This window comes from Streptomyces sp. NPDC008086, from assembly GCF_042957325.1.
Classification (GTDB): domain Bacteria; phylum Actinomycetota; class Actinomycetes; order Streptomycetales; family Streptomycetaceae; genus Streptomyces.
The window spans coordinates 335543-350715 of record NZ_JBIBIA010000009.1 but is presented as its reverse complement, the minus strand read 5'-3'; the positions used below and the strand labels follow the sequence as shown (position 1 = coordinate 350715).

Below are 15173 nucleotides of genomic sequence, written 5' to 3'. Positions count from 1 at the left end.
GCCCCGCGTCACAGCGACGACCGGAGCCACTGCTCCACGCTCGCGATGTGCACCGTCGCCCACGACCTCGCCGCCTCCGCGTCCCGGTCCCGCAGCGCCGCGAGGATCGCCCGGTGCTCGTGCAGGGTCCGGCTGACCGCGTCCTCCTGGGTCAGCCCGCGCCAGATGCGCGCCCGCGTCGTCGGCCCCGACAGGCCGTCCAGGAGCGAGCACAGCACGGAGTTCCCCGAACTCCGCACGATGCCCCGGTGGAACTCCAGGTCGCAGGCGACGAGCTCCTCCACCGACGGATCGTTGCCGAGCTTGTCCAACTGGTTCGTCAGCGCGCTCAGTTGCTGCTCGCTGATCCGGGACGCGGCCATCGCCGTGGCGGCCGGCTCCAGGATGCGGCGCACGGCGAGGAACTCCAGCACCGTGTCGTCGCGGTGGAAGTCCACGACGAAGCTCAGCGCCTCCAGCAGCAGCTGCGGATCCAGGCTCGTGACATAGGTGCCGTCGCCCTGCCGTACGTCGAGGATCCGGATCAGCGACAGGGCGCGCACGGCCTCCCGCAGCGAGTTGCGGGACAGGCCGAGGTCGGCGGCCAGCTCGCTCTCCTTGGGGAGCCGGTCGCCGGGGCGCAGCGCGCCGGAGACGATCATGCCCTTGATCTTCTCGATCGCCTCGTCGGTGACTGCCATGGCCGCCCTCCCGTCGTTCAGGATGTCGTGCGAGACATCCGACGTCTCCCGCCCACATTATGCGGCCTGATCAGAGGAGCGCCTCCAGGTCCGCGATCACCGTCTCCTCGTCCAGCGTCGTCAGCGCCCGGTCCCTCATCAGCACCCGTCCGTCGACGACCGTGTCCCGCACGTCCGCCGAGTGTGCCGCGTACGCCAGCGTGGACCAGGGATCGTGCAGCGGACGCAGATGCGGGGCGCTCAGGTCGAGCACGATCAGGTCGGCCCGCTTGCCGGTCTCCAGCGAGCCCAGCTCGTCCCCGAGCCCCAGCGCCCGCGCGCCCTCGATCGTCGCCATGCGCACGGCACGCTCGGCGCCGACGGCCGTGGGGTCGCCGCCCGCCTTGTGCACCAGCGCCGCCTGCCGCAGCGCGCCCAGCACGTCCAGGGTGTTGGAGCTGACGGCGCCGTCCGTGCCGAGCCCGACTCTCACCCCGGCGCTCAGCAGCCGGGGCACCGGCGCGATGCCGCAGCCCAGCTTCAGGTTGGACACCGGGCAGTGGGCGACGGACGTGCCGGTGCGGGCCAGTGCCGCGATCTCCGGGCCGGTCAGCTCCACGGCGTGGGCGAGCAGCAGGTCGGGGCCGAGCAGCCCCAGGGAGTCGAGCAGTTCCACGGGGCGTTTGCCGTACCGCACCTCGACGGTGGCCACCTCGGTCGCGTTCTCGGCCGCGTGGATGTGCAGCAGCGCCCCGAACTCCCGGGCCAGCGCGGCGATCTCGCTGAGCTGGTCGGGGGAGAGGGTGTAGGTGGAGTGCGCGAAGACGACGGGACGGCCGCCGCGACGCGCCGGTCCGCGCGCCTCCAGGTCCCGCCGGGCCCACGCCAGCCGTTCCTCGTAGGCGAGCTTGTCCGGCGGCTCCGGTACGTCCATGAAGGTGGGCCCGGTCAGCAGCCGCCAGCCCGCCTCCCGGGCCGCCCGCTCGGCCGCCTCGTGGAACCAGTACATGTCGAGCGCCGAGGTCACCCCGGCCCGGACGCTCTCGGCGATCGCCAGCCGCACGGCCGCCGCCACGTTCTTCGGCGCGAGCAACCGGGCCTCCGCGGGCAGCACCCGCTCCAGGAACCCCTGGAGGGTCACGTCGTCGGCGCGGCCCCGCAGCAGGGTCATCGCCAGGTGGGTGTGCGTGTTCACAAGCCCGGGCAGCACGAGACAACCACCCGCGTCAATGGACTCGTCGGCCGTGAACCGAGTACACAGCTCTTCCGTCCGACCGACGGCGACGATCTCGCCCCCGTGCACGGCGACGGCACCGCCGTGAACCACGGTTCCGGCTTCGTCGACCGTCAGGACGGTACCGTCGTGCACCAACAGGTCGACGTTCACAGCGCGCCCTCCTCCGCGAGCAGCCGCAGTGCTTCCAGCGACACGAGCGCGCCCCGCTCCACACCGGCCGCGACGACCTCCCGGTGCGGGTCGTAGACGCTGGTGCCCTCCTCGTCCACCAACTCGTCCGCGTTCGCCCCGTCGACCACCAGCACGCCGCCCGCGACGATCCCCCGCAGCGAGGCGGTGACCAGCAGCGCCGACAGCTCCATCTCGATCGCCGCGAGCCCGGCACCGTCGTACGAGAAGAGAGGAATGAGCCCGGGCTGGAAGGCCGCCCGGGTCCAGACGATGCCCCGGTGGTGCGGCGCGCCGCTCTCGCGGGCCGCACGCTGGAGCGCGAGGACCGCCTCGGGCGCCGAGACCGCCGGGTACTCGGGCGGCAGCAGCTGCTGGGTCACCCCGTCGTCGCGCACGGCCGCCTCGGCGATGACGAGATCGCCGTCGCCGATACCGGGCTTCATCGCGCCCGCCGTACCGAACCGCAGGATCGTGCGGACCCCCGCGTCCGCCAGCTCCTGGAACAGCAGGATCGCACCGGGACCGCCCACTCCGTGCGAGGCGACCGTGACCGGCACGCCCTTCCAGCTCCCGCTGAACACACGGTATTCGCGGTGGTACGACACCTCCTCGGCGCCGTCCAGCAGGGCGGCGACGGCGGCCGCACGCGCCGGGTCGCCGACGACGAGCGCGTGCGCCGGGAGGCCGGTGCGGGGTATGCGGGTGACGGGAAGGAGATCTTGAGGCTGGTCCTGGGTCATGAGGCGGCTCCGGAGGGGCGGGTACGGCGACGGCGGCGGGCCGTCGTGAGGAACAGGGCGCCGAGCGTGACGACGTACGGCGCGGCGTCGGTCGCCTGCTGCGGCAGACCGAGGCCCTGGAGGCGGAAGCCGGCCGCCTCCGCGAGGCCGAACAGCAGCGCGGCGAGCAGGACGCCGACGGGCGCGGCACGGCCCAGCATGACCGCGACGACCGCGATCCAGCCACGGCCGGCCGTCATGTTCTCGGTGAACAACGTGACGTTGCCGAGGGCGAGTTGGGCACCGGCCAGCCCGCACAGGACGCCGGAGGCCAGGATCGCCCCGTACCGGTACCTGACCGGGCTCACCCCGAGTGTCGCCGCCGCGTCCGGGGCCTCGCCGACCCCGCGCAGCCTGAGCCCCCACACATGCCGGGACAGCAGCACCGCGGCCACCGCGACCGCCGCCCAGGACAGATACGTCAGCGGCGTGAAGCCACCGATCAGCGGGAGCCCAGTGAGTGACGGGTCGTCGAAGGTGCCCTGGACACCGAAGACCGTACGCAGCAGGAAGCCGGTCAGGCCGACGGCCAGCAGGTTCATGGCCACGCCGAGCACGACCGCGTCCCCCCGCAGCGTCACCGCGCCCACGGCCAGGATCAGCGAGTACACGGCCGCCGCGAGCGCCGCCGCCAGCACGCCGAGCCAGGCGCTGCCCGTGAACCAGCTGGTGGTCACCGCCGTGAAGCAGCCCATCAGCATCATGCCTTCGAGGCCGATGTTGAAGACGCCCGCCCGCTCGCAGATCGCGCCGCCGAGCGCGGCCAGCAGGATCGGGGTGAGCGCGCGCAGCGCCGACAGCAGCAGATCGGAGTCGAAGAACATCACACCGCCTCCTTACGGCGGTCGAACCGGCGGCCGGGAAAGCGCAGCCGGGCCGCCAGGAACACGATCACGATCGCCTGGAGCACCTGCGTCAGCTCGCGCGGCACCTCGGTCGTCCGCTCCATCGCGAGCCCGCCGACCTGCAGGACCGCGAAGAAGAACGCGGAGACCACCGTGCCGACCGGGACCGCCATGGCCAGCAGCGCGGCCGTCAGACCCGTCCAGGTGTAGCCCGGCGCGGTGAGCGAGCCGTCGACGAAGCGGTACGGGAAGCTCAACACCCCGATCGCGCCCACCAGTCCGGCGAGCGCGCCCGAGACGGACATCAACTTCAGGGTCAGGCCCCGGCGTTCGACCCCGGCGTAGGCGGAGAAGCGCGCGTTCAGGCCGGTCATGCGTATCTCGTACCCGATGGCCGTGCGCCGATCCGTGAACCAGTACGCGGCCGCCGCGAGGACGACGAGCACCAGCCCGACGGTCACCGTCGAGTCGCCGAACGCGGGCAGCTCCACCCCGTCGGGCATCGTCCGGGTCTGCGGCAGGCTGGAGCCGGGCTCCTTGAGCGGGTAGCGGGCCAGATAGGAGGCCAGCGACACCGCCGGGTAGCTCAGCAGCAGGCTGCTGACCAGCAGCGGAACGCCCAGGTGGTTCTCGCACAGGGCGGCGAGGGCCGCGTAGGCGGCACCGGCCGCCATGCCGGCGAGGAGTGCCAGGACGACGGTCAGGGACGCGGGCAGCGGTGCGTACAGGCCGGTCACGGCCGCGGTGATGCCGCCGAGCACCATCTGTCCGTCGCCGCCCAGGTTGATGAGCCGGGCACGCAGCGGGATCGCCAGCGCGAGCGCCATGCCGAGCACGCTCGTCGTCGTGGTCAGGGTCGAGCCGATGCCGTCGGCGCCGAGCGCGCCGGTCAGGACCGCCTCGTAGGCCGTGACCGGGTCAGCGCCGGTGCCGACGAGGAAGAGGGCGCCGATGACGACGCCCGCGAGCACGGAGAAGGTGACGGGGGAGCGCAGGGCTCCGGATATTCGCTCGTTCATGTCAGTCGACGGTCTCCACCTGCTTGCCGGTGCCGCCCGCCATCGCGAGCCCCAGCGTCCGTTCGTCCGCCGCGTCCTTGTCGTACGTCGCAGTGATCCGGCCCTCGTACATCACCAGCACCCGGTCCGCGAGCCCCCGGATCTCGCTCAGCTCGGCCGAGACGAGCAGGACGGCGTGACCGGCGTCGCGGTAGGCGATCAACTGGTCGTGGATGTTCTGGATCGCGCCGATGTCCACACCGCGCGTCGGCTGCTCGACGAGCAGCAGCGGGGCGTCATGGGCGAGTTCACGGCCGATCAGCAGCTTCTGGAGGTTGCCGCCGGACAGGGCGGAGGCGGGCACCTCGGGGCTGGACGCCTTGATGCCGAAGCGCTCGACGAGACGCCTTGCGTGGGCGCGGACGGCCGCCGGCGGCAGCAGGCCGCGTGACGACAGGGACGTACGGTGGTGGCCCATCGCGAGGTTGTCCGCGACCGTGGCCGCCGGCGCCGTACCGACTGCGTGCCGGTCCTCGGGGACGTACGCCAGCCCCTTGAGCCGGCGTTCGGTGGCCGAGGCGTGGGTGATGTCCTCGCCGCGCAGGGTCACGTGCCCGGCCCTGACCGGCCGCAGTCCGGCCAGCGCTTCGATCAGCTCGCTCTGCCCGTTGCCCGCGACCCCCGCGATGCCGACGATCTCCCCGGCGTGGACGGCCAGGTCGGCGTCGCGCACGGTGTCGGTGGTGAGCCCGGACACCTCCAGGACCACGTCACCCGGCGTGCCCGGCGCGTGGACGCGGTCCAGCTCGACGGCGCGGCCCGTCATCGCGGCCGCGATCTCGTCGGCCGACGTCTCCGAGGTGACCAGCCGGGCCACGACGTGGCCGTCCCGCAGCACGGTCACGCGGTCGCTGCCCTCCAGCACCTCACGCAGCTTGTGCGTGACAAGGATCACCGTACGGCCCTCGGAGGCCAGCGACTTGAGCACCGCGAACAGGGCGTCCGCCTCGGCCGGGGTGAGCACGGCGGTCGGCTCGTCGAGGATGAGCGTCCGCGCACCCCGGTGCAGCAGCTTGAGGATCTCCACGCGCTGCCGCAACCCGACCGGCAGGTCCCCGACGCGGGCGTCCGGATCGACGGACAGCCCGTGCTCCTCGGCGAGTTCGCGCACCCGGCGGCGGGCGGCCGCGCGGTCCACCAGGCCGAAGCGGCGCGGCTCGGCGGCGTACACCACGTTCTCGGCGACGCTCAGCGAGTCGAACAGCTTGAAGCTCTGGTGGACCATGCCGAGTCCGGCGGCCATGGCGTCGGAGGGACTGGCGAAGTCGACCTCCCGTCCATCGACACGGATCGTCCCGGCGTCCGGGACCTCCATGCCGTACAGGACGGACATGAGCGTCGACTTGCCCGCGCCGTTCTCGCCCATGAGGGCGTGGATCTCGCCGTGGCGGACGGTCAGGTCGACGGCGTCGTTGGCGAGCGCGCCGGGGAACCGCTTGGTGATTCCCCGCAGCTCGACGGCCGGTTCAGCTCGCGGCGGGGTCATCGACCGTCAGCTTTCCGGCGACGATCTGGTCGCGCAGCGCCTCGACCCGCTTCAGGACGTCCTTGTGCTCGGCGATCACGCACTTCGACGAGTCGACGCCGTCCTCCAGACCGGTCAGGCTGATGCCGCCCTCCTTCAGACCGTACGAGACGGTCGTGCCCGTCTTTCCGGCGAGGACCGCCTCGATGCCCTTGTCCACGGCGACGTCCGTGCGCTTGATCACGTTGTCGACGACCGTGCCGGGCGCGGAGAGGCACTGGTTGACGTCGACGCCGTACGCGAACGCGCCCTTGGCCTTCGCCGCCTCGAAGACGCCGTAGTTGCCGGCCGCGGCGGCCGCCATGATCTGGTCGTAGCCCTTGGAGAGCAGGGTGTTCGCCTGCTCCTTGGCGCGGGCCGAGTCGTCGAACGGGGACTGTCCGCCGACGAAGCGCGTCGAGGTCTCCGTCTTCGCGGCGACCTTCCTGGCGCCGGCCGCGAACGGGTCGCTGTAGCGGCGGAACTGGGGCGTGTCGAGGACGTCGACCGCGCCGACCTTCCCGGACTCGCTGAGCAGACCGGCTTCGGCGCCCGCGAGGAAGACGCCCTCGTGCTCGCGGAAGACCGCGCAGCTGACGTTCTTGTAGGTCTTGGTCGTGCAGGCGTCGACGATCAGGAACTGCTGCTTCGGGTTCTTCTCGGCCTGCTGGGCGACGAGGTCGGCGAACTCGAAGCCGACCAGCATGACGACGTCCGGCTTGGCGTCCACGGCGGCCTGCACGTTCTGCTGCTGGGAGGCGGCGTCCGTGGACTCGTAGACCTTCTGCGACCCGTCGTGCCGCTTCGCCGCGTCCTCGATGCCGCTGACGGCGAGCTTCAGGAACTCGTTCTGTCCGACGGCGTCGGGGGTGACCAGGGTGAACGACTTTCCGCTGCCGCCGCCCGCGCTGTCGGAGGCGTCCTTCTTGGCGGCGGCGTTGCAGGCGGTGGCCGCGGTGACCACGAGCGCGGTGGTGGCGGCGAGTTGCAGGGAACGGCGGAGTCTGCGAGGCATGGGGACCTTCCGGGAAGCCGGCCGGGGCGACGGCAAGGCGCGCTCGGCGATGAACGCGTGCGGTGAGAGGAGGGGCTGAGGTGGGGGCGGCTCAGCAGGGACAGCCGTCGCCGGCACAGCGGCCGAAGTCGATGTGGCGGCGCTTGGTGAGCAGCACACGTCCTCCTTCGTCTCGGCCTGCGGGCTGTGCGGGTGGGTGGACTGTACACCTGGCGTTCGTACGTGCGCGCGACTGTCTCGAACTGTGGTTTCCCAAGGTCATGTACGGTGACGGACACCCACAGGAATAATAGGAGTGTCCTCTTATGTCCCAGGAAATCCGGTCCGGGTCCGAGGAATTGCGTGCCGTCCAATGGACCGGAACCGGCCTCGCGCTGATCGACCAGACCGTGCTCCCGCACCGCACCGAGACGATGGACGTCCGTGACGTGGACACCCTGGTCGACGCGATCCAGCGGCTCGTCGTGCGCGGCGCCCCCGCGATCGGCGCCGCGGGAGCCTACGGTGTCGCCCTCGCGCTGCTCCAGGGCGAGCGGGAGGGCTGGTCGGCCGACGGGATACGCGCGGCCGTGGCCCGCGTCCGCGAGGCCCGGCCCACCGCGGTCAACCTCATGGTGTGCGTCGACCGTGTCATGGCCCGCTTCGACGAGGGCCTCGACGCCGTGCTGAAGGAGGCCGCCGCCGTCCAGCGCGAGGACATCGAGGCCAACCGCGCCATGGGCGCCCACGGCGCCGACTGGCTGCTCGAACGCGTCGGCGTCGAGCGGCCGTTGCGCATCCTCACCCACTGCAACACCGGCGCGCTCGCCACGGCCGGCTGGGGCACGGCCCTCGGCGTCATCCGCGAACTGCACGCGCGCGGCCGCATCGAGGTCGTGTACGCCGATGAGACCCGCCCCCTGCTCCAGGGCTCCCGCCTGACCGCCTGGGAGCTGGCCCAGGAGGGCATCCCGCACTACGTCCAGGCCGACGGCGCCGCCGCCGGCACCATCCTGCGCGGCGAGGTCGACGCGGCGATCGTCGGCGCCGACCGCATCGCCGCCAACGGCGACACCGCGAACAAGGTCGGCACCGTGGGGGTCGCGCTGGCCTGCGCGGACGCCGGAATCCCGTTCCTGGTGGCGGCGCCCACCACGACCGTCGACCTGGCCACCGGGACCGGCGACGAGATCCACATCGAACTCCGTGGCGAGGGCGAGGTGCTGGAGTGGGCGGGCGTACGGACGGCGCCGGCCGCCTCGCGCGGCCACAACCCGGCGTTCGACGTCACCCCGGGGCGCCTGGTGACCGGCCTGGTCACCGAGCGCGGGGTGCTGGAGGTGTCGGCAGGGGAGCTGCCGGGGGAGCGGCTGCGCTGACGTACCCCGGTCGCGGGTCGCGGGTCGTCGTACGCCGGCCGTCGGGTGCGGGTCGCCGCCTACGGGCGCAGGGCCACGGGCCACCACGCCCCGCCGACCTATACTCCGAACCCATGACCGACGCTGCGACCTCGCCGGACGCGGATCTGGTCGGCGCCCTGAAGGCGCTGGCCAATCCGGTGCGCCTGCAACTGCTGGCCTGGCTGCGCGAGCCCGAGCGGCACTTCTCGCAGTACGAGGCGATCGCGGACCCGGCCGAGGTCGGGGTCTGTGTGAGCCACATCCAGGCCAAGGCCGGGCTGGCCCAGTCGACGGTCTCGGCGTACCTGGCCGAACTACAGCGGGCGGGTCTGGTGCGGGCGACGCGGGTGGGCAAGTGGACCCACTACAAGCGGGACGAGGAACGCATCGCCGAGCTGGTCGCCCGGCTCGGCCGGACTCTCTAGCCGCCTTCCCGGGAGGCTCTGAACGCGCCGCCCGGGCCCGTCTGTTGCATTTCATATCGAGAATCTGCGATATTTCGATGCATGACGAACCTGGGAACCTTGGGCACCTTCGGCATCTACACCTTCGACTTCGAACACCAGCCGGCCGCGCGGATCGGCGACACGGCGCAGGAGTTGGAACAGCTGGGCTGGCGGGCGCTGTGGTTCCCCGAGGTGGGCGGACGCGAGGCCCTCACCCAGGCCGGCTACCTGCTCTCCCGCACCGAACGGCTGCACGTCGTCAACGGCATCGCCCAGATCTGGTCCCGTACGGCGGCGGCGACGCACGCCGCGAGCACCCTGCTGGCCGACGCCCACCCGGGACGGCATGTGCTCGGCCTCGGGTTCGGCGGCGAGCGACGGCCGGGCGTGAAGCCCCTGGCGGCCATGGCCGGGTACGTCGACGAACTGGACGCCCTCGCGAAGGAGTCGTCCGTCCCCGCGCCCCGGACGCCGGTGCGCCGCGTCCTCGCCGCGTACGGACCCAAGATGCTCGCCCTGGCCCGGGACCGCTCCGCCGGCGCCCACACCTACCACGTCAACACGGCCCACACCGCCCAGGCCCGGGAGGTCCTCGGCCCCGACGCCTTCCTGGGGGTGGAGCACCCCGTGCTCCTGGAGCGGGACCCCGACACGGCCCGCGCGACGGCGCGCGAGCACCTGCGGCCCTACCTCGAAACCCCTTACAACATCGCCAAGTTCCGCCGTCCCGGCTACTCGGACGAGGAGATCGCGCACGGCGGCAGCGACCGCCTCGTCGACGACCTCGTGTTCTGGGGAGACCTGGACACCGTGGCCGACAAGCTCCACGCCCACGTCCGGGCGGGCGCCGACCATGTCGCCGTACAGGTCATCGGCACCGCACCCGGAGGCACCGCGATGCCGCACTGGCGGCGGCTCGGCGAGGCGCTGCTGCCGTAGACCAAGCTCCACCGCGACTTCGCCGCGCTCCCGGCTACCGTTGGGCGAGCTCCAACTCCAGCAGCCACTCCACCACTTCGGTGTGGTGCCGGGCCTGGCGCGGGGTGTCGCCCCAGACGTACAGGCCGTGCCCGGCCACGACGACCGCGGGCATCCGGGGGTCGCGCGCGGCCTCCAGGCGGTCGCCGAGGACCTTCATGTCCTGGCTGTTGGCGATGACCGGCAGGGTCACCTCGACGTCGTGGGCGGGCTGGCCGACGCCCTTGAGCATCTCCAGGTCCCTGAACACGATGCCGCCGGGCTCACGCCGGCCCATCGCCACGGACGCGACGGTGTGGACGTGGACCACGGCCCCCGCCCCGGTCAGCGCGGCCACGCGCGCGTGGAGCTCGGCCTCGGCGGACGGCTTGCCGCCCCGCACCGCGGCGCCCCGTCCGTCGACCAGCACCACGTCGGCGGGCGTCAGTTCGCCCTTGTCGTGACCGCTGGCCGTCACCGCCAGCCGGAGCGGCTCGCGGGACAGCACCACGGACAGGTTGCCCGAGGTGCCCCGCATCCAGCCGAAGGAGGCGAACCGGGCGGACTCGGCGGCCAGGACCGCGCCCGCCTCCTCGAGGTCGAGCTGGCTGATGTCGGCGGTCACGTGCTGCTCCCGGAAGTGATGACGGTGATCTCGTCGAACGTCCCCGCCTGCGCGTGGTCGCCGACGCCCTGCTCGAAGTACGGCTCCCCGGGCCGCCGCACACCCACCGTCCGCCAGCCCGCCGCGCGGGCCGCGTCCAGTTCGCCGGGGCGGTCGGAGAGGAAGAGGAGACGGGCCGGCTCGACGCCGGCCGCCTCGGCGATCCGGCGGTACGACTCCGGCTCCTGCTTGGGGCCCGCGTTCTCGGTGTCGTACAGACCGGATACCAGCGGCGTCAGGTCGCCGTCCGGGCTGTTGGTGAACCACGCCCGCTGGGCGGCCACCGACCCCGACGAGTAGACGTACAGCCGTACGCCCGCCGCGTGCCAGGCCCGCAGCCGCGGTACGACGTCGTCGTAGAAGTGCGACACGAGGTCACCGCGGGCGAAGCCCTCGGACCAGATGACGCCCTGGAGGGTCTTCAACGGGGTGGCCTTGCGGTCCTCGTCCAGCCAGGAGTTGAGGGCCTTCTCGATCCGTACGGCGTCGGCGTCCGGCTCGCCCGTCAGCTCCCGCACCTGCGCGACCGCCCGCGCCACCTCCGGGTCGTCGGACCGCTCGGCGAGCAGCGCGGCGAAGCGCGAACGCGAGTACGGGTACAGCACGTCCACGACGAACCCGGTCGCGCTCGTGGTGCCCTCGATGTCGAGCACCACGGCGTCGACCTCGTGGTCCAGGCTCACGCGTGGTACCCCGCCGCGATCGTGTCGTAGTCCGGGAAGCGGGAGGCGATCGTGGAGCCGGTGAAGTTGCCGATCCAGCCGTCCTCCTCGTGGAAGAAGCGGATCGCGGTGAACGACGGCTTCGTGCCCATGTCGAACCAGTGCGTCGTGCCGCGCGGCACGCCCAGCAGGTCGCCCTGCTCGCAGAAGACGGCGTGCACCTCGCCGTTCACATGCAGGTAGAAGATGCCGGAGCCGGAGACGAAGAACCGCACCTCGTCATCGTCGTCGTGGGTGTGCTCCTGGAGGAACTTCTCGCGCGCCGCCTTCGCCTTCGCCGGGAACTCCGGGTCGTCGCTGGGGTGCAGGCCCAGCACGTCGACGGTGGTGAAGCCCTCCTCGGCGTTGAGCCGGTCGATCTCCGGGCCGTACGCCGCGAACACGGTCTCGCTGTCCGCGTCGGACGGGACGTCCTCGCGGACCGGCCACTGCTCGTAGCGCACGCCCAGCGGCTTCAGGGCCTCGGCGATCTCGGCGGGGTCCGAGGTGCGGCGGACAACGCTCTCCGGTCCGGACTCGGGCCAGGTCGTCAACAGGGTCATGGGTGCAACTCCTGGAACTGGAAAGGGGGGCCGGGTACCGAGACAAGCACCCGGGAGGGGGAGTGAGGAAGGGCGCGGCGGCGGGAGAGCCGGTCGGTGCTGGTCAGCCGCGACACATCGCGCCGGGACAGCAGCGCATGCGGGGCATGCCGATCGCTGTCGCGCGGGGTGTCGTCATCAGGGGCCTCACTCTGCCGGTGGGGGCGCCGGGCTGAGCCGGTTCGGGGTGCCGGTCTCCCGTGATCGTAACTCCGCGGTGGCGCCGTCGAGGCGTCAACCGGGTGTGACGTACTCGTTGTCTCACGTGCTGAGAAACCGCTTCCACCGCTTTGACGACTGGCCGAAATCGTTCCCATGATCTCCGTATGAAGACGCTGCTGCTCGTGCGGCGGCTGTACGTGGACTTGCTCCGGTCGACCACAGCCAGCTGTCGCTGACCCCCTCCGGAGCCCGCGCGCCCGCCCTCTCGCGGTGGCGCCCCTTTCGCACACCGACGTGCCCAGCTCCGGGTCCAGCAACTCCCCACCCCCTCCCCGTGCCTGGAGCCCCGCCATGTCCCGTGCCCGCCTGCCCCTTGCCGCGCTCTCCCTCGCGTCCGTCTCCGCCCTGCTCCTCGCGGGCTGCTCGCAGTCCACGGACGCCTCCAAGACGTCCGGCGACACCGCCGCCCCGGCCGCGGCGGCCACCGGCCCGAAGCCCGCCCCGTTCAGCAAGGGCCCCGTCAAGGTGGCCCTCGTCCGCCAGAGCGGCGCCGGTGACTACTTCGAGCAGTGGGGCAACGGCGCCAAGGCGCAGGCCAAGGCCCTCGGGATCGACCTGACCGTGTACGACGCCCAGGCCGACAACGCCAAGCAGGCCACCGACCTGTCCTCGGCGATCAACTCCGGCGCGCAGGCCATCATCGTCGACCACGGCTTTCCGGCCACCATCCAACCGGAGATCGACAAGGCCGTGAAGAAGGGCGTCAAGGTCGTCGTCTATGACGTCGAGACCGCCACCAAGGGCGTCGTCAGCACCCGGCAGAACGACGCGAGCATGGCCCAGGCCGTCCTCGACGTGATGGCCAAGGAGGTCGGCGAGGGCGCCAAGGTCGGCTACGTCAACGTCGCCGGATACGCCGCCCTCGACAAGCGGAACACCGTGTGGGCGAAGGAAGTCGCCGCGCAGGGCTGGAAGCAGCAGTTCAAGGTCGGCAAGGTCACCGACTCCACGGCGACCGACAACGTGCCGCTGGTGTCCGCCGCGCTCACCCAGCACTCCGACGTCACCGGCGTCTTCGCCCCCTACGACGAGCTCGCCAAGGGCACCGTCCTCGCCGTGCAGAACAAGAAGCTCCAGGACAAGGTGAAGGTCTTCGGAGCGGATGTCTCAGGCGCCGACATCCAGAACATGACCGCCGACGGCAGCCCCTGGGTCGCCACCGCGGGCACCGACCCGTCCGCGGTCGGCGCCGCGGTCGTCCGTACGACCGCCCTGGAACTGGCCGGTCAACTGGGCAGGGCGACGGTCGAGTTCCCGGCCGTCGCCATCACCCAGGACTTCCTGCGCGAGAAGAAGATCGAGAACATGGACCAGCTGCGCGAGGCGCTGCCCGCGCTGAACCTGTCGCAGGTCTCCACCGCCGACTGGATCCCCGATGTCGCCCACTGAACGGCCTCTCGAGGACGTCGCGGCCGTCGCTCTCACCGACGTCAGCATGGCGTTCGGCGGCAGGACGGTCCTCGCCTCCGTCACCCTCGACATCGCCCCCGGCAGCGTGGTCGCACTGCTCGGCGCGAACGGCGCCGGCAAGTCCACCCTGATCAAGATCCTCTCGGGCGTCCACACCGACCACGGGGGAGAGGTACGGGTCGCCGGGGAGCCCGTGGCCCTCCACTCCCCGCTCGCCGCCCGCCGGCTCGGCATCCAGACCGTGCACCAGCGCATCGGCGAGGGCATCGTGCCCGGCCTCTCGGTCGCCGAGAACCTGGTCTTCGAGGAGCTGGCACAGGTACGCGGCAACCCGTTCCTCAACGGGCGCCGCGTCCTCGCGCGCGCCCGCGAGATCCAGGCGGGACTCGACCTCGGCTGGAGCGACGCGCTGCTGCGCCGCGACGTCACCAAACTCGGCATCTCCGACCGCCAGTTGCTCATCCTCGCCCGAGCCCTCGCCGCCCGCCCCCGCCTGCTCATCCTGGACGAGCCCACCTCGGCGCTGTCCGCCGCCGAGGCCGAACGCCTCTTCGCGCTCGTCGAGAGGATGCGCGACGACGGCATCGCGGTCCTCTACGTCTCCCACCGCCTCGGCGAGATCGACGCCCTCGCCGACCGCCTGGTCGTCCTGCGGGACGGCCGTCTCACCGAGGACCAGGCCAAGCCCTTCGACTGGGACAGCGCGCTGCGCGCGATGCTCGCCCAGGCCCAGGAGGCGACCACGGCCCGGCCCGTGCGGGAAGGCGCCGTAGGCGATGTCGTCCTGTCACTGAAGGGCGTCCGCCTCTTCGAGGGCCGGGCACCCCTCGACCTCGGCCTCCGCACGGGTGAGGTCACCGGCGTCGTCGGCCTGTTGGGCGCCGGCAAGACGGAGCTGGCCCGCGGCCTGTTCGCCGCCGAGCCCTTCACGACCGGCTCCGTCGAACTGGACGGCAGGCCGTACCGCCCGAGGCGGCCCTCCGACGCGATCCGCGCCGGCGTCCACCTGGTCCCCGAGGACCGGCACGCCGACGCGCTCGTCCCCGGCTGGTCACTGGCCCGGAACATCTCCCTGCCCTTCCTGAAGTCGCTGTCCAGGCTGGGCCTGGTGAACACGGCCAAGGAGGACGCCCTCGGCCGCGACACCATCACCGCCCTCGGCGTCGTCGCCCGTGACGAGCACAGCACCGTGGAGGAACTGTCCGGCGGCAACCAGCAGAAGGTCGTCGTCGGCCGGTGGCTCGCCGAGACACCCCGCGTCCTCATCCTGGACGAGCCGTTCCGCGGCGTGGACATCGGCGCCCGCCGGGACATCGGCCGCCGCGCCCGGTCCCTCGCCGCTGAGGGCGCCGCCGTGCTCGTCCTGTCCGCCGACGTCGACGAGGTCCTGGAGATCGCCGACCGGGTCGTCGTGCTCGCCGCCGGCGAGATCCACCTCGACGCCCGCGGCGAGGACGCGGAACGCGACCGCGTCATCCAGACCATCTCGGCGTCCGTGTGACCCCGGCCCCCTGAGGAAGTACG

General features: G+C 72.1%; 15 protein-coding genes. 5 read left to right on the top strand and 10 right to left on the bottom strand.

Going from position 1 to position 15173, the window contains the following annotated elements; genetic code table 11:
- Positions 1-8 precede the first annotated feature (8 nt).
- The 7 genes from ACFZBP_RS31570 to ACFZBP_RS31540 form a co-directional block, all read right to left on the bottom strand.
- Complete coding sequence (locus tag ACFZBP_RS31570; protein WP_383450017.1) at positions 9-680, bottom strand: FadR/GntR family transcriptional regulator; 672 nt, start codon at positions 678-680, stop codon at positions 9-11.
- Between the two features lie 70 nt (positions 681-750).
- Positions 751-2046: an amidohydrolase family protein gene (locus ACFZBP_RS31565; RefSeq protein ID WP_391417983.1), complete on the bottom strand. Its 1296-nt coding sequence runs from the start codon at positions 2044-2046 to the stop codon at positions 751-753.
- Positions 2043-2807: a nucleoside phosphorylase gene (locus ACFZBP_RS31560; protein WP_391417981.1), complete on the bottom strand. Its 765-nt coding sequence runs from the start codon at positions 2805-2807 to the stop codon at positions 2043-2045. The genes ACFZBP_RS31565 and ACFZBP_RS31560 overlap by 4 nt, the downstream gene beginning before the upstream one ends.
- Positions 2804-3670, bottom strand: a complete 867-nt coding sequence (locus ACFZBP_RS31555; protein ID WP_391417979.1) for an ABC transporter permease — start codon at positions 3668-3670, stop codon at positions 2804-2806. Before ACFZBP_RS31555 ends, ACFZBP_RS31560 begins: the two co-directional genes overlap by 4 nt.
- Positions 3670-4710, bottom strand: a complete 1041-nt coding sequence (locus ACFZBP_RS31550) for an ABC transporter permease (protein ID WP_391417977.1) — start codon at positions 4708-4710, stop codon at positions 3670-3672. Before ACFZBP_RS31550 ends, ACFZBP_RS31555 begins: the two co-directional genes overlap by 1 nt.
- Position 4711: 1 nt before the next feature.
- The gene (locus ACFZBP_RS31545) at positions 4712-6235 is read right to left on the bottom strand and encodes an ATP-binding cassette domain-containing protein (RefSeq protein WP_391417975.1); all 1524 of its coding nucleotides are present in this window, start codon (positions 6233-6235) and stop codon (positions 4712-4714) included.
- Positions 6216-7268 carry a BMP family ABC transporter substrate-binding protein gene (locus tag ACFZBP_RS31540; RefSeq protein ID WP_391417973.1) on the bottom strand — a complete coding sequence of 351 codons (1053 nt, stop codon included), beginning with the start codon at positions 7266-7268 and terminating at the stop codon, positions 6216-6218. The genes ACFZBP_RS31545 and ACFZBP_RS31540 overlap by 20 nt, the downstream gene beginning before the upstream one ends.
- Positions 7269-7573: 305 nt before the next feature.
- Here ACFZBP_RS31540 and mtnA point away from each other — a divergent pair, with 305 nt between their 5' ends.
- The 3 genes from mtnA (at position 7574) to ACFZBP_RS31525 (ending at position 10032) form a co-directional block, all read left to right on the top strand.
- Positions 7574-8626, top strand: coding sequence for an S-methyl-5-thioribose-1-phosphate isomerase (gene mtnA, locus ACFZBP_RS31535; RefSeq protein WP_391417971.1), 1053 nt, complete (start codon positions 7574-7576; stop codon positions 8624-8626).
- A 113-nt stretch (positions 8627-8739) separates the two neighbouring features.
- Positions 8740-9072, top strand: a complete 333-nt coding sequence (locus ACFZBP_RS31530) for a helix-turn-helix transcriptional regulator (protein WP_062722735.1) — start codon at positions 8740-8742, stop codon at positions 9070-9072.
- A gap of 81 nt (positions 9073-9153) precedes the next feature.
- Entirely contained in the window at positions 9154-10032 is an 879-nt protein-coding gene (locus tag ACFZBP_RS31525; RefSeq protein ID WP_391417968.1) for a TIGR03620 family F420-dependent LLM class oxidoreductase, read from the top strand.
- Between the two features lie 34 nt (positions 10033-10066).
- Here ACFZBP_RS31525 and mtnB read toward each other — a convergent pair whose 3' ends face one another.
- Genes mtnB through ACFZBP_RS31510 form a run of 3 tightly spaced genes read right to left on the bottom strand, consistent with a single transcriptional unit; the run spans position 10067 to position 11978 of the window.
- The gene (gene mtnB / locus ACFZBP_RS31520; protein WP_383450026.1) at positions 10067-10675 is read right to left on the bottom strand and encodes a methylthioribulose 1-phosphate dehydratase; all 609 of its coding nucleotides are present in this window, start codon (positions 10673-10675) and stop codon (positions 10067-10069) included.
- Positions 10672-11397, bottom strand: a complete 726-nt coding sequence (gene mtnC / locus ACFZBP_RS31515; protein ID WP_391417965.1) for an acireductone synthase — start codon at positions 11395-11397, stop codon at positions 10672-10674. The genes mtnB and mtnC overlap by 4 nt, the downstream gene beginning before the upstream one ends.
- A complete protein-coding gene (locus ACFZBP_RS31510; RefSeq protein ID WP_383450028.1) occupies positions 11394-11978 on the bottom strand; it encodes an acireductone dioxygenase in 585 nt (194 codons plus the stop codon). The genes mtnC and ACFZBP_RS31510 overlap by 4 nt, the downstream gene beginning before the upstream one ends.
- 552 nt (positions 11979-12530) lie before the next feature.
- Between ACFZBP_RS31510 and ACFZBP_RS31505 the strand changes: the two genes are divergently transcribed.
- Both ACFZBP_RS31505 and ACFZBP_RS31500 read left to right on the top strand, forming a co-directional pair.
- Entirely contained in the window at positions 12531-13628 is a 1098-nt protein-coding gene (locus ACFZBP_RS31505) for a substrate-binding domain-containing protein (protein ID WP_391417963.1), read from the top strand.
- Positions 13615-15150 carry an ATP-binding cassette domain-containing protein gene (locus ACFZBP_RS31500; protein ID WP_391417961.1) on the top strand — a complete coding sequence of 512 codons (1536 nt, stop codon included), beginning with the start codon at positions 13615-13617 and terminating at the stop codon, positions 15148-15150. Before ACFZBP_RS31505 ends, ACFZBP_RS31500 begins: the two co-directional genes overlap by 14 nt.
- The last annotated feature ends 23 nt before the right edge of the window (positions 15151-15173 follow it).